This window comes from Glaciimonas sp. CA11.2, assembly GCF_034314045.1.
Taxonomy (GTDB): Bacteria; Pseudomonadota; Gammaproteobacteria; order Burkholderiales; family Burkholderiaceae_D; genus Glaciimonas.
The window spans coordinates 3,809,750-3,831,123 of sequence record NZ_JAVIWL010000001.1 but is presented as its reverse complement, the minus strand read 5'-3'; the positions used below and the strand labels follow the sequence as shown (position 1 = coordinate 3,831,123).

The window sequence follows — 21,374 nt, the reverse complement described above, 5'->3', positions numbered from 1 at the left end:
TATCGCATAGCCTATAGCTAAACACCGCCCACTACTTTACCGGTATCGGCATGGCCGATGGGACCGGCACGGCGGTAACACCATTTTGAGGACTGCCATCCACTAATTTATCCGAGTATGTCAAATAGATCAATGTATTGCGCTTCGGATCGACCATTCGTACGATATGCAGGCGCTTAAACAAAATCGACATCCGTTCCGTAAATACATCCTCTTGCAGCGGTAACTTGCCAACAAAGCGCACGCTTGTTGCTACCTGGCGGCAGGCGATTGATGCTTCAGCACGGTCTTCGGCCAAGCCAACTGTGCCTTTCACGCCACCAGTTCGTGCGCGTGACACATAGCATGTGACGCCTTCTACTTTAGGGTCATCGTAAGCCTCAACTACCACTCGATCGTTATGTCCAAGCCAACGAAAAGCAGTGCTGACCTCACCCACCTGTTCGGCTTCTGCATGTGAAGTATTTGCTAAACCGAGACCGAGCGCCGCAATTGCTAACGCGGCAATCAAGGATTTTGAGGATTTAGTAGGCATATCCATCCGTTAAAAGAAGTGAATACAAAAAATCCAATTTAAACTTCAAAGTAAAATTTCCACCAAAAATCGGGTGTGAAGGATCGTAATTTATCTGCGAAACGGTTTTACAAGCCAATATTCGGAAAACGTTCGCACGATGTCTATAGGAACATAACCCGCCATTTTTGCCGCCCTATCATTATCGCGCAAAAAGGCCAGCAAAAAAACCCGACAAATTCAGATAAGAAGTCAAAAAACAAAAGAGAAAGAATAAAAATAACCTGTCATAAATAATATAAACAGGCACAAAAAAGCCCTCATAAGAGGGCCATTCTGACATCGTACAACTTAATTAATTACTTATAACCGAGGGTTACAACTATTAATCGAGGTCGCTACGATTATTTTTAATGCTGCTTTTGGTGCGGATAGAGGGACTTGAACCCCCACGTCTTACAACGCTAGAACCTAAATCTAGTGCGTCTACCAATTTCGCCATATCCGCTTCAAGAGGCCGCATTCTAACAAAGACCAGCCATAAGCGCTACTCAATTATAGAGCCATCGCTATATTTTGTCGCGCAGCGCGATTTCTTTGAGATTAAGTCGCCTTAGACGACCAATTCAGTATGCTCACCGGATTAAGTTACATCTCGCTGAAACAAGAATTGACGAGATCAGCCATGAATTTGTTCGAGATGGCAGGTTTTTACTTTACTATTCGAAACTGAAAAATGTTTGCCTTAAGCAGCAAAAGAAGTCGCGCCGCAGTACTTTTGCTTTCGACAAGAAAACGCTTGGCGCTGAATGGCTTTCTTATTATCAATCTTGTCAAACTGATGTTGCTTACTCGCCAACACCGCCCTTGACTAGCTGGCTTTTCAAATCTTTCCATACGCATCAATATGACCGCTCTTTTGACCGCTTATGACCGCTAATCATTATGAAAACTTTCCCGTGGCATCTTTTTTACTGCCTGCGCAGTTACGGCCGGCAGTACAAGCCATTTATGCGTTCGCTCGCAGCGCCGACGATATTGCTGATGAAGGTGATGCCAGCGCGGAGGAAAGACTATCCGCATTAAACGATTATGAAGCAGCACTGGATCGGATCGAACAAAGAAAGCCAGCCGAAAGCGCTTTATTTGCGTCATTGCACATAATAATCAAAGAATACGCGCTACCGATAGCGCCCTTCCGCGCATTATTATCAGCATTTAAACAAGACGTCGTGACCTCGCGATATGCCAATTTTGAAGATTTAAGCGATTATTGCCGACGCTCCGCCAATCCGGTCGGATGTCTGATGTTGCATCTATACGGCGCTGCGACGGCACAAAACATGCGCGACTCGGATGCGGTTTGCTCGGCTTTGCAACTGATTAACTTTTGGCAAGACGTCGCCATTGACTGGGATAAGCAGCGCATTTATTTACCGCTAGAAGATTTACGCCGCTTCGGCGTTAGCGAGGCTCAGATTGACACAGCCAGCGACAACCAGGCTTGGCGAGATTTGATGCAATTCGAAGTCTTCCGGGTAAGGAAAATGATGCTGGACGCCGCACCACTCGCCTTGCGACTTCCAGGGCGAATCGGCTGGGAACTGCGCCTTGTCGTCCAGGGAGGACTGCGAATTCTGGAGCTGTTGGAAAAAGTTGACTACGATGTTTTTCGGCGTCGCCCAAAGTTGGGCAAGTTCGATTGGTGTATTTTGGCGGTGCGGGCGATTCGTATGCGCTAAATTGCTAACACTTATCGCCATCATTTTTACCAGTGTAGTCACATAGACTTCGCTTTATAGTATTTATTTATAGATAGATATTTGTTTATATATCTTTCTTTATAGCGTTAGCCTTAACAATTTTTCGTTATAGAAAATTCTTGAAGGCGATTAACGGTTTTAAATAACAGTTTTTTGAGCGCATTCCGTTTGTCCTGCTCTGCACACTCGGATAGCATAGCGACTTTGCACACCACATTTTACATTCTGCTTTAAATAAGACTACATAACTACGACAACTTCGGTTGCCCTGAAACAAGAATACAAAAGATCCTTCATGTCTCCTGACGACTACTGCCAGCAAAAAGCCGCCCAGAGCGGATCAAGTTTTTATTACAGCTTTCTATTTTTACCCGCTGAACGGCGTCGTGCAATTACTGCTCTCTATGCATTTTGCCGGGAGGTTGACGACACCGTCGATGACTGCACCGACGAAGCGGTGGCACGCACAAAACTGATGTGGTGGCGCAAAGAGATTGCTTCAATGCTTGCCGGTAACCCGTCGCATCCTGTTACGCGTGCCCTGCAACCCCATCTGCTGAGCTACAAACTGGATGGTCAACACTTGCAGGCGATCATCGACGGTATGGAAATGGATTTGAATCAAACTCGTTACCTGGACTATCCCGGTCTCAAGCAATACTGCTGGCACGTCGCAAGCGTGGTGGGTATTTTATCGGCGAGTATCTTTGGCGTTACGCAGCCGCAGACACTGCAATTCGCTGAAAAACTCGGACTCGCCTTTCAGCTCACGAATATCATTCGCGATGTGGGCGAAGATGGTCGCAAAGGGCGCATCTATTTGCCGGTCAACGAATTGCAACAATTTCACGTCACCGCCGCCGATATACTGAATGCGCGGCATAGCGAAAACTTTGAAAATCTTATGCGTTTTCAAGTGGCACGCGCGCAACAAATGTACGACGAAGCGTTTGCCTTACTGCCGAAAGAAGATCATCGCGCGCAACGACCCGGATTGATGATGGCAGCCATCTACCGCGCATTGTTAAACGAAATTGAGCGCGATGGTTATCACGTGTTAAATCAGCGTATTTCACTCACGCCAATTCGCAAATTATGGCTGGCGTGGAAGACTTATATCCGTGGCTGATATGTCCGTTCAATCATCATCGCGCTTTTTGAATCAGCTTCAACTGCCATGAGCACAGTCAAACAAAAAGTCGCCGTTATCGGAGCCGGTTGGGCGGGCTGTGCAGCGTCGGTCGCCCTCGCCAGCAGCCAGCATCAGGTCACGCTATTCGAAGCTAGCCGCGTATTAGGCGGGCGGGCCCGGCGCGTGATTAGCCATGTTGCTAATCCGGTCTTTGGCGACAAAGCGACTATAGATATACCGCACGATAACGGTCAACACATCTTGCTTGGCGCCTACAAGCAAACCCTGCAACTGATGCGCAAGGTCGGGATCGATGCTAAAACAGCGTTGCTGCGCCTACCGCTCCAAATGTGTTATCCCGAAGGCAGCGGCGGCATCACCTTTGTGGCACCCGCCCTACCCGCACCATTTCATCTCCTCGCAGCTTTGTGGCGTGCCGATGGGTTAAGCAGGGAAGATAAAATAGCGCTGGCACGATTCAATTCCGCTGCGCGTTGGATGGGCTGGGAATTACATGACGATTGCACCGTTAGCACGCTATTAGAGCGATTTGATCAGACTGAGCGATTGACACGATTACTTTGGCATCCATTGTGTGTCGCCGCACTGAACACGCCACCGGATCGCGCATCAGCGCAAGTTTTTCTGGCGGTGTTGCGTGATAGCCTGGGTGCGCGTCGCTCTGCTTCGGACATGCTATTACCGCGCTGCGATCTGAGCAGTCTGTTGCCCGATAGGGCAGCCGATTTTGTCAGACAGCAAGGCGGCACTGTTCATCTTGGTTGTAACATCAGACGGTTACAGGCTAACGGCACCGGTTGGCGGTTAAGCTCCGCTGATTACGAAGGGGATTTTGATGCCGTTGTTATCGCGACGCCGCCTGACATTGCAGCCAACTTGCTCGGCCCTTTAACGGATACGACGCTATTCAAAAACTTCTCCTATGAGCCAATTACCACCTGCTATTTACAGTACGCCCCGACAACCTCCTTGCCACGTCCTTTTTTCGCACTGATTGAGGATGGCGCTGTCGGTGATTGGGGCCAATTTGTATTTGATCGCGGTCAACTTGATGCGACACAAGCTGGCATGTTGGCAGTTGTCATCAGTAGTTCTGGCGCAGCAATTGCCGATGGTCACGCGGCATTAACCGCTGGTATCACCGCGCAACTAGCTAAAGTATTCAATCAGCCTGAACTGGCACATCCAAGCTGGACCAAAGTCATTTCTGAAAAACGTGCAACCTTCGCCTGTACACCAGCCCTCGTCCGTCCTGACAATAATAGCGGCTTGGACGGTGTATGGTTGGCCGGTGATTATACGATCAGCGACTATCCCGCGACGCTGGAGTCGGCCGTCAGGAGTGGCAATCAGGCGGCAGCGCTAGTTGGCTTAAAGAGCAAGACTTCACCTTGACGGGGAATACCTAATAAATCAGGTCCGAACAGCGGGTCAATCAACAGCCTTCTAAAATGTTACATATTTTCTCTGCAATAGTTAATAACTACGCGTTATGTTATTCCCGCAATTAATCCAAAATTAATCCCAAGATTTCCTAAATCACCCGGCGCAATACACCCGTCGGGCTGATGACTTGAAAAGTCTTCATCTAAAAACCATATCATTTTCTCCCAACGACGGTGCATTTTGCCCTAGCATACTAAGGGTTCAGAAAATCAGCTGAAAATTTTCAGCATCTCACCCATCACATTCACGGAGAAATAATGCCCGTCATCACCTGCATCGAAGATCTGCGCGTACTCGCACAGAAACGGGTACCAAAAGCCTTCTACGATTACGCCGATAGCGGCTCGTACACCGAAGGCACTTATCGCGCCAATAGCAGCGATCTGGCCGCCTTGAAATTACGTCAACGCGTCGCCATCAACGTCGACGAGCGGAGTACCGCCACGACCATGATAGGCGAAAACGTGACGATGCCGGTTGCGATTGCCCCGACCGGATTAACCGGCATGCAATGGGCCAACGGCGAAATGCTGGGCGCGATTGCCGCCGAAAAATTTGGAATCCCGTTTACGCTATCGACGATGAGCATCTGCTCAATTGAAGATGTTGCCAGCGTGACGACCAAGCCGTTCTGGTTTCAACTTTACGTGATGCGTGACCGTGGCTTCGTCAAATCATTGATTGAGCGTGCCAAGGCCGCGAAATGTTCGGCCCTTGTTCTCACGCTGGATTTGCAGATTCTCGGCCAACGCCATAAAGATATTAAAAATGGGATGTCCGTGCCGCCGAAGTTAACGTTGGCAAACATCATTGACCTGGCGAGCAAACCAGCTTGGGCATTGCGTGCACTAAGTGGTCGTAAAACATTTGGTAATCTGGCAGGTCACGTCAAAGGTGCTGATGGAATTTTGACATTGAGCAAATGGACTGCCAGTCAATTCGATCCCACTTTGTGCTGGGATGATATTGCCTGGATCAAAGAACAATGGGGCGGCAAACTGATACTGAAAGGCATTCTGGATGTCGAGGATGCCAAAATCGCCGCCGCCAGCGGTGCTGATGCGATCGTCGTCAGCAACCACGGCGGCCGTCAACTTGATGGCGCTGTGTCGTCTATTTCGGCACTTCCGGCTATCGTCGAAGCGGTCGGTGATGAGATCGAGGTCTGGTTCGACGGCGGTATTCGTAGTGGTCAAGACGTGCTGAAAGCCGTTGCATTGGGCGCCAAAGGAACGATGATCGGTCGCGCTTTCTTGTATAGCCTGGGCGCGATGGGCGAAGCAGGCGTCACCAAAATGCTGGAGATCATGCGCCAGGAACTGGATGTCAGCATGGCCCTGACCGGGACCAAAAATATTAACGATGTTGGACCGCAGATTTTGACGCGCGGCTAAATGCGATTAAGCGCCTGGCCAATCTTGGCCAAGCGCGGCTTTATTTCAAACCATGTGATTTGTACGCAAACTTGCATACCAATCTTGCTCGCCTATGACCGGGTAGCACGCCAAAAATACTTTCTCAGCGGAAAAATAGCAATCGCGTTAAAAATGTACTATGCGCTTCTGCCGCCATTAACGCCACCAACACCAACAAGCAAAGTGGTGGGATCAGAATGGCATACACCAACGCTAACCGCTCCCAGGCCATGTGCATAAAAAAAGCGACTATCAGTCCCGCTTTCAGCAACATCAGCAACAAAATCAGCGTCCATCGCAAATAGCCATGAAACTGCAAATAGTCGACCATGTAAGAAAGCGTGCTGAGTACGAATAGCAAGCCCCAAATCTTAAGGTAAAGACTCGTGGGGTGCTGCTGTCCGGTATGAGAACTGTGTGTTTCCATGACGGCCTCTTACCAAAGATAAAATAGTGCAAATATAAACACCCACACCAAGTCTACAAAGTGCCAATACAATCCGGCAATTTCGACAATCTGATAGTTACCACTGCGTTCGTACCGGCCAAGCAATACACGTACAGCGATCGTTACCAGATAAATGACACCGATGGAAACATGCAGGCCATGAAATCCTGTGATCATAAAAAACGTCGCGCCAAATTGCGGCGCGCCCATCGCATTTCCCCATGGCCGCACGCCTTCGTTGACGATTAGATTAGTCCATTCAAAGACTTGCATGCTGACAAACGCCACACCGAAGGCTGCCGTAACTAACATCAAAATGGCAGCACGGACGCGTTCACGACGATAGGCAAAATTCACCGCCATTGCCATCGTGCCACTACTACTGATGAGCACAAAGGTCATAATGGCGATCAACAGCAACGGTACCGGCGTCCCGCCAATATGTAATGCAAACACTTCACTGGTATTCGGCCACACTGTCGTACCTGACATCCGCACCGTCATGTAGCCGACCAGAAAGCAGCTAAATATGAAGGTATCGGAGAGCAAAAATATCCACATCATGGCCTTGCCCCAAGAGACCTGAAATGCCTCCCGATCTGCCGACCAGTCATTCACCAACTGCCGCCATCCAGTTGCCGACGATGCCGGCCTCGTCAGCAACACCGGTTCTTGCGCGGTCCGAATGGATAGGTCTTCTGACTTTTGTCCGCTCATCGACAGGTTCATTTCGCCCTCCCTTTCCTCTTTTTGATGCCGTATCAACGCGTGCCACAAATGAACCGGACTACTTCCGGTGTTAGCCAGCCTAACGCTGCAAAAAGCACGACCCATACCGCTAGCAAAAAATCCCAGTAACGGGTGCACAGTCGGGCGCGCCATCTCAACTCGAACATGGCGCTATCCAATACGGGGCCAAATCGTACAAAACGCACTGTTCGTAGCCAACCGACCAAACCGCCCAGAACGTGCGCGCCATGCATCGCGGTGAGTAAGAAGAAAAAACTACCCGCCGGATTACCCATTGGCGTTATGTGGTTTGCTTGGAGGGCATGCCAGCTCCAGAATTGGCATCCTATGAACGCAAATCCGAAAAAACCGCCCATTACTAAAAACTTACGCGTCGTTAATGGTCGGCCAGCTTTATTTGCACCATGTAACATCAAGCTCGTCGCCAACAACAAAATGGTACTGAGCCAACACTGCCAGGGCATCACAATAGGCGACCAGTCACTACCATCCATTCGCATCACATACGCCGCCATGAACAAGGTGAATAACGCAGTGGCCACGCCAATAAAAACCCACAGTGCAACGCTGACAGCAGCGATTGTTGACGGGCGCGTAATTCTGGCCCGTATAGTCATTCGACCAGAGTCGCGTCTGGTGACTTTTAATGTATGAGAAGTACTCACGCTAATGCCCCTTTACTCACAACGGGTAGCGGCGTGTCCAGTGCAGGTGGCGCATTCTGCGCGACAAAATCCTCCTTCTCGCCTGGAAGACTGTAGGCGTAAGCACCGCGATAGACGACCGGCAATTGCGGCCCCCAATTACCGTGTTCTGGTGGCGTTTTTGGTGTCTGCCATTCCAGAGAAGCAGCGCGCCATGGGTTGGATTCCGCTCGCTTGCCCCGGAACGTACTCCACACCAGATTAAATATGAATACGAGTTGCCCCGCCGCTACCACCAGTGCCACCACGGTAATGAAAACGTTCAGCGATTGCGCCGATGATGGAATAAATTTATATCCCTGAAAAACGTAGTAACGCCGCGGCATGCCCAAAATGCCGAGATAATGCATTGGAAAAAATATCGCATAAGTACCGATAAAGGTAAGCCAGAAGTGAATCTTTCCCAGCCGATCATCCAACATGCGTCCTGATACTTTTGGGAACCAGTGATAGATACCGCCAAAAATCACCAATAACGGCGATACCCCCATCACCATGTGGAAATGCGCAACAACGAAATATGTGTTGGATAGCGGAATATCAACGCTGACATTGCCAAGAAACAAACCAGTCAAACCGCCAATAAGAAAAGTACTGATAAAAGCCAGCGCAAACAACATCGGCACGGTCATGTGAATATCCCCGTCCCATAACGTCAGCAACCAGTTGTACACTTTGATCGCAGTAGGAATCGCGATAATGAGAGTTGTCGTGGCAAAGAAAAATCCGAAATACGGATTCATGCCGCTAACAAACATGTGGTGCGCCCATACCACCACACTGAGGACACCAATAGCAAGTATCGCCCACACCATCGTGCGGTAGCCGAAGATACACTTTCGGGCGTGAACGCTGATCAAATCCGAGACAATGCCAAATGCTGGCAATGCAACAATGTAGACCTCGGGATGACCAAAGAACCAGAATAAATGTTGAAACAGCAGCGGACTTCCGCCGTTGTAATTAGTAGCTTTGCCCATTGATAGCAAAGCAGGCATAAAAAAACTGGTGGCGAGCGTGCGATCAAGCAACATCATGATGCCGCTGACAAACAACGCAGGAAAAGCTAATAACGCCAAAATAGTCGCGACAAAAATACCCCACACGGTCAGTGGCATGCGCATCAACGTCATACCCTCAGTACGCGCCTGCAAGACGGTCGTCACATAATTTAAGCCACCCATCGTCGCAGCAACGATAAATATCAATAGCGACACCAGCATCAGAATAATACCCCACTCATAGCCGGGCGTGCCGGGCAAAATAGCTTGCGGCGGATAAAGAGTCCAGCCAGCGCCAGTCGGACCTCCTGGCACAAAGAAACTCGCCATTAACACGATCACCGATAAAAAATAGGTCCAGACACTCAACATATTTAAGTAGGGAAATACCATGTCACGTGCACCTACCATCAATGGAATCAGATAATTGCCGAAGCCGCCTAACAGTAAAGCTGTCAGCAGATAAATCACCATAATCATGCCGTGCATGGTCATGAACTGGTAGTAATGCGTCGCATCGATTCCAGAAAAACGACCAGGAAAGCCAAGTTGAAGACGCATCAAATTTGATAGCGCAACACCGACCAAACCAGCGAAGATAGCGATACAGGAATACTGAATAGCAATCACCTTATGATCCTGACTCCAGACATATTTCAAAAAGAAGCTCTGAGGCGCCTGGTGCGCCTCATCATTCTGGTGTGTGATCATCTCTTCGGTGCTAGTCATGGACTTCCCCGTTAAACGCTGGCGACGTTAAGGCCGCTACTCATATGATAGGGACTGCTTATTGACTGCTATCGCTTGTCGCTTCTGCCTGTTTTTGCGGTGATCCCTGCGCAGCAATGCCAAATGATTTTATATACGCGACGAGTGCCGTTAGCTCCGCATCGCTCATATCGATCTTGGGCATGATCGGCGTGAATCCTTTGACGACGTGTTCCTGCGGGTTACGAATAAAATTCCGTAAATAGGCTTCATCGACCAACGCGGTACTGCCGTTTTCCATGATCTCCATTTTGCCAAATAATCCCTTCCAGGTTGGCCCGACCAAGGGATTACCGTCGACCGTATGGCAAGAAATACAGGCCTTGGAAGCGGCGAGCGCCTTACCTTCCGCTACGAGGCTAACTCCGCCACTTGAATTGCCCGCTTGAGTACGCGCTTGCGGCAACATAGACACCGCAAATGTCGGTTGACCCTGTAACCAGCTTTTAAAGCTGGCCACATCCTCCACCACGACATAAGCGCGCATGTTGGCATGACCCACTCCACATAGTTGTGCGCACAACACTTCATAGCGTCCCACTTTAGTTGGGGTGAACCAAAATGAGGTGACGGTACCGGGAACCATGTTCATCCGGGCACGAAAGGGTGGAACATAAAAGTCGTGCAATACATCTTGCGATCGAAGCACCATTTGAATCGGATAGTTAAGCGGCAAATGTAGTTCGTTGCTATTGATAAGTATATTGCCGCTGCCAGCATGATCGGCTGGATCAATACCAAATGGGTTGGCTCCGCTGACCAAATGAACGTTCGTGCGACCAAATTTTCCGCTAGCACCGGCAAACCGAAAACGCCACTGCCATTGTTGTCCCAATACCTCAACTTGTAGCGCATTTTTAGGCACGTTAACAAAGTCGGCATACACCAGCAATCCCGGCGCCAACAGTGCAATAATTCCGATCGTGGTGATCCCTATCAGCCACAATTCCAGCTTTTTATTTTCAGGTTGATAGGCTGCACGCCTACCTTTGCGATGGCCGAAGCGCATCAACATGTAGACCAGAAAAAGATTAAGCACGATAAACACAAAACCGGTGATCACCAGCGTAATGGTTAACGTGTTGTCCATCTGCTGCCAGTTCGAGGCCAGCGGCGTCGCCGTCCACGGACTCAATAAGTGGAAGAGGACCGACAGGTCCACCAATACGATAAGTACGACGGCCATAGTCATATCTACCCTCTTCCGCTGCCATTACTCCACCAAGCGAATAGGCGGCGACAGGTCAATCAAGATTCAGATTTATTGTGTACATTTTCACGATCTCACGCGCACTTGCGGTGACTCCTTTCAGGCGAATACTCCTTGAAGCACTGAACGTAAAGTCCTACCGATGTCCATTTCTCCGTTCGAGCGTCCAATAAGAGACTGCCGTCACCATGCCGAAAATCAGATGCGTCCCCAAAGACGCCCAGCCGCGCATTCCGTCGAACCACGAGAAAAATTGCGACATGACATAAAAGTTAAACAGATACAACAACAAACCGAACACGGTACCTGTCAGAAATACCATGCCCATGCTGGAATCGAAATGAAATGGCGCAATGATCCCGCATAAAACAAGACCAAAAACGATGCCCAGCACATAATGCGTCACCAACGCCGTGGCGACCACCGATACGCTGAAATCAGTGGATTGGAGGACGTCAGGTCCCATGACAATAGCGGAAATCATGTGAGATATTGCCCATGGACTAGATCTCCCGATCAGTGACGACCAGAGCAATTCTAAAACCATCACAACTGCACCGCCAACAAATCCGGCAACCACAGCCGCCATCCAATCCGGCACCCGCGACTCCAGATGATGAGTATGCATATGAAGTTCCATAGTGATCTCCTGAACACAGCGACAGCACCTAAAAACACATTAACAACGCCATGTAAGAGCAACGTTGGAACGTGCATGGGCGAGCAGCTCAATCATTTTTTGGGGCGCTTATGAATTTAGTGTAGTACAAATTTGACAACGTGCAAAATACTCTGCATGTTGCACCGCACACGCAATAATCGCATCTTGATCGAACTACGAATAGAGCCGTAAACGATTGGGAATAGAGCGGAATAGTGCCGGAATAAGCGGACGGGAAGGAGGCGAAAAGAAAAGAAGTTTGAAGAGATAGTGATGATGGTTGGAGCACAGGAATAACGTGTCAACCTGCACTTGGCATCGCTTGAGGCGCACGACACTTTTTCCCTTAGTGCAATAACTGAAAGTGAAATCGGTTATAACTGACCTTGACCAGCTAGTGCGTGTTTGTCCTTGCTGTTCTTATTTGTTCTTATTTGTTCTTATTTGTTCTTATTTATTCTTATTTGTTCTTATTTATCATGTTCCCTTCGGTTTATCGCTGTCTAGCTTTCTTCAATCGAGACATTAATCCATCAACGATATCCTGATGATCAAATTTCTTCGCAAAATCAATTGCGTTCATACCCACATCATTTTTTAAGGTTTCATCAGCCCCTGAATCCAACAGCAATTTGACCGTCAGAATTTTGCCTTCACGCGCCGCCATCATCAACGGTGTCGTCTGGTTTGGCGAGCCTGCATCAATGTAGGCCGATGCATCCAATAACAATTGCACAATTTCATCATTGCCAATCGTCGCCGCGTAATGCAGCGCAGTCCAGCCAGTACTATTCGGCTCAGCCTCTTTATCCAGCAAGGCTTTTACTGCAGCAACATTTCCCTTATACGACGCCACCATAAGGGCAGTATCACCATTGTGCGCACGTGCGTTAAGGTTAATTCCGCGTGCATTTAGTAATATATTGAACGACCTCATTGCATCTTCACGTATTGCCAACATCAAACCGGTCTCACCGCGTTTGCTCTCAACAATATTGGGATCCAGTCCGGTCGCAAGCAATTTGGGTAGACGACGATAATCATCCATCTGGACCAACTTGAAGAATTCGTCCGAGTTGGCAGCTTTGCTTACCATCGGAAACGCGCCCAACATGATTGCCAGTATTCCGCCACTGGCGCTCGACAAAAAGCGACGACGCGTGGCCGTTGCATTGACGGTTTCAACAAATTTAAGCATGGGCGATCTCTTGAGGCAGTTTGAATAACGTAAAGAAGTTATCTGTGGTTTGCTGGGCAACCTGGGCCACGGGCAAACCCTTCAGGTTGGCCAGATATTCTGCTACATGCACCACTAATCCGGGCTCGTTCATCCTGCCACGATACGGCACAGGAGCGAGATACGGCGAGTCGGTCTCAATTAAGGTACGTTCCAACGGGACCTCCAAAGCAACGGCTTGCAGGTCTTTTGCGCTCTTAAAAGTAACGATGCCGGAAAACGAAATATAAAATCCCATTTCAATTGCCGCTTCAGCCACCGCCAATGACTCGGTAAAGCAATGCATGACGCCGCCAGCGCCACCGGCATTCGTACCCGCGCCCTCTTCACGCATAATTTTTATCGTATCTTCCGATGCAGCGCGTGTGTGGATAATCAATGGCTTTCCGGTTGCTCGGGAGGCGCGTATATGACGACGAAAACGTTCACGCTGCCATTCAAGATCACCTTTAAGCCGAAAATAATCCAGACCGGTCTCACCAATAGCGATGATTTTTGGATGATCGGAAAGTCTGACCAAGTCATCCACCGTCGGTTCTGGCGTATCTTCGTAGTCGGGATGAACACCCACTGAGGCGTAGATATGCGGGTAAGTTTTTGCCAATTTCAGAACCTGCGGAAAATCAGGCAAATCGACAGAGACGCACAGCGCGTGCGTCACCTTGTTTTCTGCCATCTTAGCCAATATTTCTGGCATTTTCGCAGCAAGCTCGGGAAAATTGATATGACAGTGAGAGTCGATGTACATGATATAAGTAGATTAAAAACAGGGCAAATCGGAGTAGAAAATCATCTGAACAACGAAAACAGATGAAACACGACAGGAGGCTGCGGATAGACATGCTGCACATTATTACTGGACGTGGAATCGATTTGTATCGATTTATCTAACGAGTTGGCAATCCCGCGATCAAGCAAAACAAATGGATAGTACAAATAGCGCTCGCACAACCAGCATAAATTTATGCGACGCGCTTGCCTAATATTACTAAATCGCGCTCAATGCCATCAAGCGTTGCCACCCTTGGCATGTTGGCCCAGCGCTCGAACCCAAATACTTCAAATAATTTCAAACTTGGCGCGTTGTGACCGAAGACAAAACCCAGCAAAGTGTGAACCCCAGCTTGCGGTGCATAAGTAAGAGCCTGCTCCATCAGATAACGGCCAATCCCTTTGCCACGCGCGACTTCATGTATGTAGATCGAAATTTCAGCAGTTCCAGCGTAGGCGGGACGACCGTAAAAATCAGAATACGACAACCATCCAACGATGGCAGGCGAGGCGGCATCATCAACCGATTGATCGACGGATTGATCAAGTTCCTGCTCAACAACCCATAACGGACGCAAAGTTGCGTTGTGGTGATCGAACCAGGCTTGACGCGATTCAACCGAAACCGGCTCTGTATCGGCCGTCACCTCACGCGAGGCGACGGTACTGTTGTAGATTGCAACTATGGCGGTGAGATCCTGTTGCGTGGCGATTCTGTGATGATATTTCATATTTATAAAGTGTGAGTAGGTCGGCTGGAACTCAGTGCGGAGCCAAGAATTTCTTCAATGCGAGTACGTAATCTATGTCCACCATCATCATCTGGAAAGTGAACGCCAATCCCCTGGGCCCGGTTATTATTTGCGCCGGATGGTGTAATCCAGGCGACTTTGCCAGCAATCGGATATTTTGCGGGGTCTTCCATCAAAGTGAGAATCAAATAAATCTCATCTCCAATAACATGCGCTTTGTTGGTCGGCACGAACACCCCACCAAAGGTTAAAAACGGCATATAAGCCGCGTATAAAGCCGATTTCTCCTTGATCGCCAGGGATAAAACCGAGGGTCTGGCTAACCTTACACCACCACCAACGATTGAATTTTCTGCCATGTGCTTTCCCTTTCGAATAATTAAAACCCGCAATTGCATGACGCATGTTTGCTGGCAATGTGACCCCCGATCGCAACATTGCGTTCACTTCACTTACTAGCGACATCGCACAAGTGGCATCAGCCTGACGTACCATCATACCGTCTTCATCAGTAAGTTCTCAATAAACCGCGTCGGAACAATCTGTCGATACTTCTGAAATTAATGCCGAGAACAAGATTCAGGCAAATATTTTTGCATAATCCAACAGCATATCTTCAATAAAAAGCCGCGCAGATAACGGATGCTCCGCAATCGCCCGTCGCTCGTTACAAGCCTTTAATCCACGCAACAAATCACCCGTTTGTGTCCTTGCGGCAAGGGTAACCAGAACCTTTTGATGGCGCGGATAATAGCGAACGGTGTTGGTCATTTTCAGCGAAAACAAATCATAGAGCCAGCGCTGCTGCCAACCGAGTAGTTCTACCACGGGCGTTTTCTGCAAGCGTTCCGCGCATTTCAGCGCCCCATCAATACCGGGCGCACTCAGATAAGCTAACAACTCGTTGATCAGTTCACGCCCTTCACTTTGTGACTGAATCTGTGCGGTCAACGGCGCGCCACCCTGCTCGGCTAGCCACATATCAGCATCAGCGACACCTTGTTGTTGTAACCAGAGAAGCGCCTCCTGACGTGAAGGAACCGGCATTGGAAATTTACGGCAGCGCGATAATATCGTCGGCAACAACCGATCCAGGCTATTCGAAATCAACAAAAATACAGTGTTCGGCGGTGGCTCTTCCAAGGTTTTTAAAAGGGCATTGGCGGCGGCGGCATTTAGCGCTTCTGCTGGATACAGCACCACTACCCGTTGCCCCTGACGATGCGTAGAAATATTCATGAATCCGGCCAACGCACGAATTTGATCAATCTTAATTTCTTTCGATGGCGCTTTAGTCGACTTTGCAGTTTTTTTGCTATCCCCTCCATCGTCGGCCCCGTCGCCGACATCGCGTGCATCCTCATCCTCCAAAGTTTCTGGCCGCACCCGACGATAATCAGGATGATTATGCTGAACAAACCAGCCACATGATGGACAAACGCCACAGGCGTGACCATCCGCTAGTGGCGCATCGCAAAATAACGACTGTGCAAATTGCTCGGCAAAAATGGTTTTACCAATTCCTTCAGCACCGTGAAACAAGATCGCGTGCGGCATGCGGGCGCGCATTGCTTGCAGCTGCTGCCAAGCATTACTTTGCCATGGGAATATCAAATTACTCATTAATTTAACAATCACTCAATCCATTAATTAATTACTTTGTTGGCAACTCGGCAAGTGTACGCCAACGCTAATACTAGACCACCGGTCCGGCAATCACGCCCCGTTACAAAGCCGCGATGATTTTTTCCAGGCCTCGCTGAATGTCAGCAATAGGTTGTGTCGAATCGATTACCCGGAAACGGGCAGGAAACTGCGCCGCTCGACGCAAATACTCCGCACGCGTATCGGCGAAAAATGTTGCCTTCTCCTGTTCAAACCGATCCAGATCACGCGTCGCATCCAAACGTGCCCGCGCCACTTCTAATGGCACGTCAAACAATAGCGTTAGATCCGGCTGCAAATGTGGATGTACCCATTGCTCTAAAACATCCAATTTATTCAGAGAAAGTTTTCTGCCGCCGCCCTGATAGGCAAACGTCGCATCGCTAAAACGGTCAGAAACGACCCAATCGCCGCGTGCCAATGCCGGCTCAATGACTTGCGCCAAATGCTCGCGGCGGGATGCAAACATCAGCATAGCCTCGGTTTCAAGATGCATTTTTTTATGCAAGACCAATTCACGCAATGCTTCGCCCAGTGCCGTTCCGCCGGGCTCACGGGTCGTAACTACGATCAGTCCACGACTGCGTAATAATTCAGTAACGTAGCCGATGTGCGTTGATTTCCCCGCCCCATCGATACCTTCAAAGGTAATAAATTTTGCAGATGTCATAGATCTCTGAACATTTCCGTAAGTAACTCTTTGTTTGTCATAGTGTAACCGACCAAATACGTGATAATGCAAGGCAATGTCCTGCAATGTCGATGAATACCATTGATTGCCCTTTGATTAACGCTGAATAGTAGCAACGGCAGCCGCAACGATTCAGCACCGAAGTCATCGCTGATATTTATTCACGGCCTGATTATGTTCACCAAGACTGCTTGAGAAATGGCTGCTGCCGTCACCCTTGGCGACAAAAAATAACGCATCCGTTTTGGCGGGATTCATGGCAGCGTGCAATGACTCATCTCCGGGCAACGCAATTGGCGTCGGCGGCAGACCGGCACGTGTATAGGTATTGTAAGGCGTGTCGGTGGTGAGATCGCGCTTGCGGATGCGTCCCTCATATTGCTCTCCCATGCCGTAGATTACCGTCGGATCGGTCTGCAACAACATTCCGAGGCGTAATCGATTCACAAATACACCGGCGATATTGGTACGCTCCGCTTTGCGTCCCGTTTCCTTTTCGACTATCGACGCCATGATCAGTGCCTCATACGGGCTTTTGTAAGGGACAGACAGATCACGATTCTCCCATGCACTATTAAGCCTTTTTAATAGCAGTGCATGCGCTTGTTTATAGACCTGCAAATCGCTCGACCCTTTTGCGAACAAATAAGTATCCGGTGCAAACAGGCCTTCCGGCAGTGTGTAGTCAGGTGTAATTTTGGCCATCAGTTCAGCGTCCGACAGCAATTGCGTATCGTGCTTCAGCGCGCTCTGTGCCGCAATTGCTTGTCGCATTTGACGAAAAGTCCATCCCTCAATGACCGTCAATGACTCTTGCGCAAATTCGCCGCGCACTAATTGGGTGATCAGGCGCAAAGGCGTGGTACCGGGCTTTATTTCATAACTACCTGCCTTAAGCTTGCCGCTTTTCCCTGTTAATCGCGCCAGAATACCTAATATTTCAGGGTTGACGGGAACGCCTGCGCTGGCGATTTGCTGCACGACACTATCCAGCCCGCTACCCGATTTAATCGTGAAGGGTATCGGATCGCCAGTTTCAAACACCGGTTGTCTGCCCCAATAAGCCAAACCGCCAACGGCAAGCAATGCCAGTACAACAATACTTAACACTAATTTCTTAAACAAAGTCAATCGCTCCGCGGTTTTTCTAAATCAGTTCAGGATGTCGAAAATCGGTTAAACCCGACGCCTTTTTGAGACATCACTATAATCAACCCAACATGATAATCGCTGAATTGAAAATGCCCCACTTTTATGACTAAAATTGTAACCACCTGGCAAGAGTTTTTGAACCAACAGTCCACCAACAATCTGCAAACAATGCCGGATGCAGAAGGTAATTTTGTTACTCCGATAACGGATCTTGGGCTGATCGCGCTAACTGGCGACGAAGCTGCCAATTTTTTGCATAACCAATTGACTAACGATGTAGCGCAATTGCCATTGGATCAAATCCGGCTTGCGGGTTACTGTTCGCCAAAAGGACGTTTGCTGGCGACTTTGTTAATGTGGAAGAGCGATCAGACCATCTTTCTGCAACTTCCGCGAACTATTCAGGCAGCGGTCCAGAAGCGCCTGCAAATGTTTGTGATGCGCTCCAAGGCAAAATTAGCGGACGTCACCGAAGAGTATGCGGTGATCGGGCTTGGCGGGACGGCAGTTGGCGCTGCTTTAGCACCATGGTTCACTGACTTACCAACTGCCCCTTATGCCAAAATCGACAACGCAAACGGTACGTTAATCCGCTGCAGCGATGCCAATGGCGTAGCCCGATATCAATGGATCGCATCGCAGCAAATCGCTATCGCTGCATGGACACCATTGTCCGAAACATTGCCGGTAGTGGATGATCGCGTATGGCGTCTCGGGCAGATTCAAGCCGGGATTCCACAAATTACGCTGGCGACGCAAGAACAGTTCGTCCCGCAAATGATCAACTATGAAGTGGTAGGCGGTGTCAATTTTAAGAAAGGCTGTTATCCCGGCCAGGAAATCGTCGCGCGCAGTCAATATTTAGGTAAACTCAAACGCCGCGCAGTACTGGCAAACGTTGATGCAATTGACGTAGACGCTGGTACCGAAGTATTCTCCAGCGCCGACCCTTTGCAACCTTGCGGCATGATTGTCAACGCGGAGCGACTTGACCCGAATGGCAAAACAACCACCTGCCTCCTGGAAATCAAACTGGCGGCACTAGACAATGGAAGCGTGCATATTGGCTCTGCCAGCGGACCGCAATTAAGCTTTATTCCGCTACCTTATGCCATGCCGGATCCTGTGGCACCGGCCGTCAAGCTGTCATAAACGTCTATCGCAACAGGATGTTGGATCAGTATGGATCTTTATATTTATTACCGCGTAGCGGCCACCAATGCTACGCAATTGATGCAAATGGCTACCGCGATGCAGACTAAACTGTCTCGTGATTTTCAGATTTCCTGTGCGTTAAAACGGCGACCGGAGGCCGAAAACGGGCAACATACCTGGATGGAGGTTTATCTGGAAGTACCGGACAATTTTACGTCGCATGTCGCGCAAGCGGTTGTGCAAAGTGGCGTGATTACCTTGATTGAAGGCCCACGTCACACCGAATTTTTTATTTCTGAATCTTTTGCTACTGGTTCATTATGTGCCTAATCGTTTTTTCCTGGAAAGTCGTTCCGGGCCTGCCGTTAATTGCAGCCGCCAACCGTGACGAGTTTTACGCACGACCCAGCGCACCTGCAAACTGGTGGGAAGATCGTCCCGATATTTATGCAGGACGTGACCTCCAAAATGGCGGGACCTGGATTGGTATTAGTCGAACCGGCCGATTCGCCGCGATAACGAATGTTCGCGCGCCGGCAGAACGCCATGAGAACGCGCCCAGCCGAGGCGGATTAGTGGCTGATTTTCTCAGCAGTAAAGCAACCGCAGCAGAATATATTGCGCAGATCAGCGTGGGTGCAAACGACTATAACGGCTTTAACTTGCTTATTCATGATGGCCAGGACTTAGTTTGGTATTCCAACAAAGGCGAGGCCGACCCACGAAACGGGAAGCCATTGCCCGCCGGCATATATGGTTTGTCTAACGCGTTGCTGGATGTCTGCTGGCCGAAAGTGGTCAGAACAAAGGCGCAATTTGCCAGCTTGCTATGTCAAGGCGCACCGGACGAAACCTACTTTGACATGCTGACCGACACCACGATCGCTGGTGATTGCCGCTTGCCATCGACAGGAGTGGGCATCGAAAAGGAGCGTTTGCTATCCTCGGTATTTATTAGCTCGCCAGATTACGGCACGCGTACCTCAACATTAGTAAAACTGCACGCGTGCGGCACGGCTGTACTGGACGAGCGGCCGGTGCATTAATCAACAAAGGGCAAGCGGCAAAAAGGGGCAGGTAGCGACCGCAATCAAAAGGGTGGATTGCCTGCCGTAACCGTTTAAATATTAACTTCAGGCAAATACGTGGCGTATGCAAATATGGGAAATATATAACGCCATAAATCAACGAAACCCAAAGCGCCTATAGAAAGCTTAGCTAGCCCCTTGTCTGTCCTTTGTTAGGCATCCGCTCCGCCATCAAACTCGCGCAGAACCTTGCGATCATTGGTTATATTTTTCAGATATTTAAAAGTACCCAGCGACTTTGCGACCAGTTTCTCATCATTCCATAATTCCGCTTCGCAAAAACACATCGTCGCAGAGCGATGAAAAGCCTTGCCTTTAGCAACAAGGTGACCGCCGATGCGGCCGCCCGGCTGCAAAAAACTGGTTTTCATTTCAACGGTGACAGCAGTACTTGCTTGAGGGTTCAGCGTACGTCCGGCTAACGCCATCACCACATCAAGCATGGTCATCGTCACGCCGCCATGGGTTACCTGACCGCTGTTCATATGATGCGGCTGCAAATCCAGCTGCAGTGTTGCCGTCCCCTCACCCATCTCTACAAACTCGACGCCGATGTACTTCAAAAAGGGATTATCGAGCGGGAAAACTTCTTTGGGAAACATAGAGGCTAACTATAAAAGTGATGTAAATTGACGCAAAAAACGATGGGTCACCACAGAAATAACGGATACTACCGAAATGTCGCGTTCAACGACGATTGCGCATTTTAGCTCTCGTAATCGAAACATTGTCGCGCTTCACGCACCGCACCAACGAACGCCTTGATCGCAATGTGCGTGGGATGATTCTGATACGCTTCCAGTACTTCGCGTGAGGCAAATTCCGCGTTTAATATCACGTCATAAGTCGCCTCTAAGCCGTCCTGTGCAATTGCGGCATCAAATAGCAGAATGCCAGGAACTATCGCCGCACAACTATCCAGCAATGCCTTTAACTTAATCGCATTGGTCGCCTTATCGGCACCTTCGGCGTGATCCTTCAATTTCCACATAACAATATGTTTGAGAGTAATGGCCATAATGACTAATTT

General features: G+C 49.2%; 23 protein-coding genes and 1 tRNA gene. 7 read left to right on the top strand and 17 right to left on the bottom strand.

Going from position 1 to position 21,374, the window contains the following annotated elements:
- Positions 1-31 precede the first annotated feature (31 nt).
- Complete coding sequence (locus tag RGU75_RS16615; RefSeq protein ID WP_322237851.1) at positions 32-535, bottom strand: CreA family protein; 504 nt, start codon at positions 533-535, stop codon at positions 32-34.
- A gap of 402 nt (positions 536-937) precedes the next feature.
- Positions 938-1,022 (bottom strand) — tRNA-Leu (locus RGU75_RS16610).
- Between the two features lie 421 nt (positions 1,023-1,443).
- Between RGU75_RS16610 and hpnC the strand changes: the two genes are divergently transcribed.
- The 4 genes from hpnC (at position 1,444) to RGU75_RS16590 (ending at position 6,270) form a co-directional block, all read left to right on the top strand.
- The gene (gene hpnC / locus RGU75_RS16605; RefSeq protein ID WP_322237848.1) at positions 1,444-2,256 is read left to right on the top strand and encodes a squalene synthase HpnC; all 813 of its coding nucleotides are present in this window, start codon (positions 1,444-1,446) and stop codon (positions 2,254-2,256) included.
- Positions 2,257-2,572: 316 nt separating this feature from the next.
- Positions 2,573-3,406, top strand: a complete 834-nt coding sequence (gene hpnD / locus RGU75_RS16600) for a presqualene diphosphate synthase HpnD (RefSeq protein WP_322237845.1) — start codon at positions 2,573-2,575, stop codon at positions 3,404-3,406.
- A 48-nt stretch (positions 3,407-3,454) separates the two neighbouring features.
- A complete protein-coding gene (gene hpnE / locus RGU75_RS16595; protein WP_322237842.1) occupies positions 3,455-4,825 on the top strand; it encodes a hydroxysqualene dehydroxylase HpnE in 1,371 nt (456 codons plus the stop codon).
- A gap of 308 nt (positions 4,826-5,133) precedes the next feature.
- Entirely contained in the window at positions 5,134-6,270 is a 1,137-nt protein-coding gene (locus tag RGU75_RS16590; RefSeq protein ID WP_322237839.1) for an alpha-hydroxy acid oxidase, read from the top strand.
- A 124-nt stretch (positions 6,271-6,394) separates the two neighbouring features.
- Here RGU75_RS16590 and RGU75_RS16585 read toward each other — a convergent pair whose 3' ends face one another.
- The 13 genes from RGU75_RS16585 to mltG all read right to left on the bottom strand — a co-directional run bounded on the left by RGU75_RS16585 (position 6,395) and on the right by mltG (position 18,080).
- Positions 6,395-6,718: a cytochrome C oxidase subunit IV family protein gene (locus RGU75_RS16585; protein ID WP_322237836.1), complete on the bottom strand. Its 324-nt coding sequence runs from the start codon at positions 6,716-6,718 to the stop codon at positions 6,395-6,397.
- Between the two features lie 9 nt (positions 6,719-6,727).
- A complete protein-coding gene (locus tag RGU75_RS16580; protein ID WP_322237833.1) occupies positions 6,728-7,468 on the bottom strand; it encodes a heme-copper oxidase subunit III family protein in 741 nt (246 codons plus the stop codon).
- A gap of 32 nt (positions 7,469-7,500) precedes the next feature.
- Positions 7,501-8,154, bottom strand: coding sequence for a bb3-type cytochrome oxidase subunit III (locus tag RGU75_RS16575; RefSeq protein ID WP_322237831.1), 654 nt, complete (start codon positions 8,152-8,154; stop codon positions 7,501-7,503).
- Positions 8,151-9,923, bottom strand: a complete 1,773-nt coding sequence (ctaD, locus tag RGU75_RS16570) for a cytochrome c oxidase subunit I (RefSeq protein ID WP_416186823.1) — start codon at positions 9,921-9,923, stop codon at positions 8,151-8,153. Before ctaD ends, RGU75_RS16575 begins: the two co-directional genes overlap by 4 nt.
- 58 nt (positions 9,924-9,981) lie before the next feature.
- Positions 9,982-11,154: a cytochrome c oxidase subunit II gene (locus RGU75_RS16565; RefSeq protein ID WP_322237830.1), complete on the bottom strand. Its 1,173-nt coding sequence runs from the start codon at positions 11,152-11,154 to the stop codon at positions 9,982-9,984.
- A 154-nt stretch (positions 11,155-11,308) separates the two neighbouring features.
- A complete protein-coding gene (locus RGU75_RS16560; protein ID WP_322237828.1) occupies positions 11,309-11,812 on the bottom strand; it encodes a hypothetical protein in 504 nt (167 codons plus the stop codon).
- 514 nt (positions 11,813-12,326) lie between these two features.
- Positions 12,327-13,031 (bottom strand): ankyrin repeat domain-containing protein, encoded by a 705-nt coding sequence (locus RGU75_RS16555; RefSeq protein WP_322237826.1) that lies wholly within the window; start codon positions 13,029-13,031, stop codon positions 12,327-12,329.
- On the bottom strand, positions 13,024-13,818 hold the full coding sequence (locus RGU75_RS16550) for a TatD family hydrolase (protein WP_322237823.1): 795 nt from the start codon (positions 13,816-13,818) through the stop codon (positions 13,024-13,026). The genes RGU75_RS16555 and RGU75_RS16550 overlap by 8 nt, the downstream gene beginning before the upstream one ends.
- A 214-nt stretch (positions 13,819-14,032) precedes the next feature.
- A complete protein-coding gene (locus RGU75_RS16545) occupies positions 14,033-14,572 on the bottom strand; it encodes an N-acetyltransferase family protein (RefSeq protein ID WP_322237821.1) in 540 nt (179 codons plus the stop codon).
- Between the two features lie 2 nt (positions 14,573-14,574).
- On the bottom strand, positions 14,575-14,952 hold the full coding sequence (locus RGU75_RS16540; protein WP_322237819.1) for a PilZ domain-containing protein: 378 nt from the start codon (positions 14,950-14,952) through the stop codon (positions 14,575-14,577).
- Between the two features lie 220 nt (positions 14,953-15,172).
- Entirely contained in the window at positions 15,173-16,216 is a 1,044-nt protein-coding gene (locus RGU75_RS16535; RefSeq protein ID WP_322237818.1) for a DNA polymerase III subunit delta', read from the bottom strand.
- Between the two features lie 103 nt (positions 16,217-16,319).
- Positions 16,320-16,928 carry a dTMP kinase gene (gene tmk / locus RGU75_RS16530; protein ID WP_322237817.1) on the bottom strand — a complete coding sequence of 203 codons (609 nt, stop codon included), beginning with the start codon at positions 16,926-16,928 and terminating at the stop codon, positions 16,320-16,322.
- 165 nt (positions 16,929-17,093) lie between these two features.
- A complete protein-coding gene (gene mltG / locus RGU75_RS16525) occupies positions 17,094-18,080 on the bottom strand; it encodes an endolytic transglycosylase MltG (protein WP_322237815.1) in 987 nt (328 codons plus the stop codon).
- A gap of 123 nt (positions 18,081-18,203) precedes the next feature.
- On the opposite strand from mltG, the gene RGU75_RS16520 reads away from it, so the two are divergent.
- Genes RGU75_RS16520 through RGU75_RS16510 form a run of 3 tightly spaced genes read left to right on the top strand, consistent with a single transcriptional unit; the run spans position 18,204 to position 20,302 of the window.
- Complete coding sequence (locus RGU75_RS16520) at positions 18,204-19,253, top strand: folate-binding protein (protein WP_322237813.1); 1,050 nt, start codon at positions 18,204-18,206, stop codon at positions 19,251-19,253.
- A gap of 30 nt (positions 19,254-19,283) precedes the next feature.
- Positions 19,284-19,586 (top strand): DUF4936 family protein, encoded by a 303-nt coding sequence (locus RGU75_RS16515; RefSeq protein WP_322237812.1) that lies wholly within the window; start codon positions 19,284-19,286, stop codon positions 19,584-19,586.
- Positions 19,577-20,302: an NRDE family protein gene (locus RGU75_RS16510; protein ID WP_322237809.1), complete on the top strand. Its 726-nt coding sequence runs from the start codon at positions 19,577-19,579 to the stop codon at positions 20,300-20,302. Before RGU75_RS16515 ends, RGU75_RS16510 begins: the two co-directional genes overlap by 10 nt.
- 194 nt (positions 20,303-20,496) lie before the next feature.
- Here the strand turns inward: RGU75_RS16510 and RGU75_RS16505 are convergent, their stop codons facing one another.
- Together RGU75_RS16505 and RGU75_RS16500 are read right to left on the bottom strand one after the other, a co-directional pair.
- Entirely contained in the window at positions 20,497-20,946 is a 450-nt protein-coding gene (locus RGU75_RS16505; protein ID WP_322237808.1) for a PaaI family thioesterase, read from the bottom strand.
- A gap of 104 nt (positions 20,947-21,050) precedes the next feature.
- Positions 21,051-21,362, bottom strand: coding sequence for a Dabb family protein (locus tag RGU75_RS16500; protein ID WP_322237807.1), 312 nt, complete (start codon positions 21,360-21,362; stop codon positions 21,051-21,053).
- Positions 21,363-21,374 lie beyond the last annotated feature (12 nt).

Coding starts and splice junctions, on each gene's coding strand:
- RGU75_RS16615 (WP_322237851.1), bottom strand. CDS start 535: ATGCCTACTAAATCCTCAAAATCCTTGATTGCCGCGTTAGCAATTGCG.
- hpnC (WP_322237848.1), top strand. CDS start 1,444: ATGACCGCTAATCATTATGAAAACTTTCCCGTGGCATCTTTTTTACTG.
- hpnD (WP_322237845.1), top strand. CDS start 2,573: ATGTCTCCTGACGACTACTGCCAGCAAAAAGCCGCCCAGAGCGGATCA.
- hpnE (WP_322237842.1), top strand. CDS start 3,455: ATGAGCACAGTCAAACAAAAAGTCGCCGTTATCGGAGCCGGTTGGGCG.
- RGU75_RS16590 (WP_322237839.1), top strand. CDS start 5,134: ATGCCCGTCATCACCTGCATCGAAGATCTGCGCGTACTCGCACAGAAA.
- RGU75_RS16585 (WP_322237836.1), bottom strand. CDS start 6,718: ATGGAAACACACAGTTCTCATACCGGACAGCAGCACCCCACGAGTCTT.
- RGU75_RS16580 (WP_322237833.1), bottom strand. CDS start 7,468: ATGAACCTGTCGATGAGCGGACAAAAGTCAGAAGACCTATCCATTCGG.
- ctaD (WP_416186823.1), bottom strand. CDS start 9,923: ATGACTAGCACCGAAGAGATGATCACACACCAGAATGATGAGGCGCAC.
- RGU75_RS16565 (WP_322237830.1), bottom strand. CDS start 11,154: ATGACTATGGCCGTCGTACTTATCGTATTGGTGGACCTGTCGGTCCTC.
- RGU75_RS16560 (WP_322237828.1), bottom strand. CDS start 11,812: ATGGAACTTCATATGCATACTCATCATCTGGAGTCGCGGGTGCCGGAT.
- RGU75_RS16555 (WP_322237826.1), bottom strand. CDS start 13,031: ATGCTTAAATTTGTTGAAACCGTCAATGCAACGGCCACGCGTCGTCGC.
- RGU75_RS16550 (WP_322237823.1), bottom strand. CDS start 13,818: ATGTACATCGACTCTCACTGTCATATCAATTTTCCCGAGCTTGCTGCG.
- RGU75_RS16545 (WP_322237821.1), bottom strand. CDS start 14,572: ATGAAATATCATCACAGAATCGCCACGCAACAGGATCTCACCGCCATA.
- RGU75_RS16540 (WP_322237819.1), bottom strand. CDS start 14,952: ATGGCAGAAAATTCAATCGTTGGTGGTGGTGTAAGGTTAGCCAGACCC.
- RGU75_RS16535 (WP_322237818.1), bottom strand. CDS start 16,216: ATGAGTAATTTGATATTCCCATGGCAAAGTAATGCTTGGCAGCAGCTG.
- tmk (WP_322237817.1), bottom strand. CDS start 16,928: ATGACATCTGCAAAATTTATTACCTTTGAAGGTATCGATGGGGCGGGG.
- RGU75_RS16520 (WP_322237813.1), top strand. CDS start 18,204: ATGACTAAAATTGTAACCACCTGGCAAGAGTTTTTGAACCAACAGTCC.
- RGU75_RS16515 (WP_322237812.1), top strand. CDS start 19,284: ATGGATCTTTATATTTATTACCGCGTAGCGGCCACCAATGCTACGCAA.
- RGU75_RS16510 (WP_322237809.1), top strand. CDS start 19,577: ATGTGCCTAATCGTTTTTTCCTGGAAAGTCGTTCCGGGCCTGCCGTTA.
- RGU75_RS16505 (WP_322237808.1), bottom strand. CDS start 20,946: ATGTTTCCCAAAGAAGTTTTCCCGCTCGATAATCCCTTTTTGAAGTAC.
- RGU75_RS16500 (WP_322237807.1), bottom strand. CDS start 21,362: ATGGCCATTACTCTCAAACATATTGTTATGTGGAAATTGAAGGATCAC.